The sequence below is a fragment of the Streptomyces cinereospinus genome, from assembly GCF_042430725.1.
Taxonomy (GTDB): domain Bacteria; phylum Actinomycetota; class Actinomycetes; order Streptomycetales; family Streptomycetaceae; genus Streptomyces; species Streptomyces cinereospinus.
Genome location: NZ_JBHMCY010000212.1, coordinates 1 through 662, shown reverse-complemented (window position 1 = coordinate 662; position 662 = coordinate 1). Strand labels below are relative to the sequence as shown.

General features: G+C 74.9%; 1 protein-coding gene. It reads right to left on the bottom strand.

Features of this window, described 5'->3' with window-relative positions:
* Positions 1-96: 96 nt before the first annotated feature.
* Positions 97-570 carry a hypothetical protein gene (locus ACFF45_RS35555; protein WP_381351183.1) on the bottom strand — a complete coding sequence of 158 codons (474 nt, stop codon included), beginning with the start codon at positions 568-570 and terminating at the stop codon, positions 97-99.
* Positions 571-662 lie beyond the last annotated feature (92 nt).

The following is a 662-nucleotide window of genomic DNA, read 5'->3' as shown; positions in this document are numbered from 1 at the left end:
CGGTCAGCAGGCCGACCGGACCACCACCGACAATGGTGCAGTCGACCACGGGCCGGAGGGACTCGGACTCGGTACGGCTGGGCTCTGATGGTGTCGTCATGCGTCCGGCTCCTCCGTGCCGCGGCTGTCCCCGGCGGCCGGCCGGTCGGCGGTCGGTTCGCATCGGGGCGGTTCAGGTGTGTGGGTCGCGGACGTCCGCTCCGGCCGGGCCGGAGGGCGAATGAGCCGCTCGGGTGTGCTGCTGGCGGTGTCGCCGCAGAAGACGGCGAGACAGCCGTGGGACGCGTGGGCGCTGCCGGTGACGGAGGGCCAGGTGCCCTGGGCCGCCCGGCCGCCGTCGGTCCGGCGTGCCGTCCCGGTCGTGCGCCGGCTGCTGCCTCCGGACCGCGCGGGCGCGGCCGGACCGCGGACGCCGCCCTCGTCGAGTCGCTCGATGCCCGCGGGGGGAATGCCGCGCCGGTGCTCCGCAAGGGCCTGGTGCGCACGCAGCCAGGGGCGTAGTTCCTCCCCGCGGGCGACGATTTCCTCGGCCTGTGGCGCCGCTGCGGTGCCCCTCGCCGTGCTCCTCATGACTCTCCACTGGTTCTCACGTCCGCGAAACCTCAGTCGGTCTTCCGCGGTGCGGGCGGGGCGAAGCGGTCGAGGGTGGTGATGCCGTCGTC

Bases quoted from the DNA above. Each gene is read 5' to 3' on its own strand.
- ACFF45_RS35555 (WP_381351183.1), bottom strand. From the start codon at position 570: ATGAGGAGCACGGCGAGGGGCACCGCAGCGGCGCCACAGGCCGAGGAA.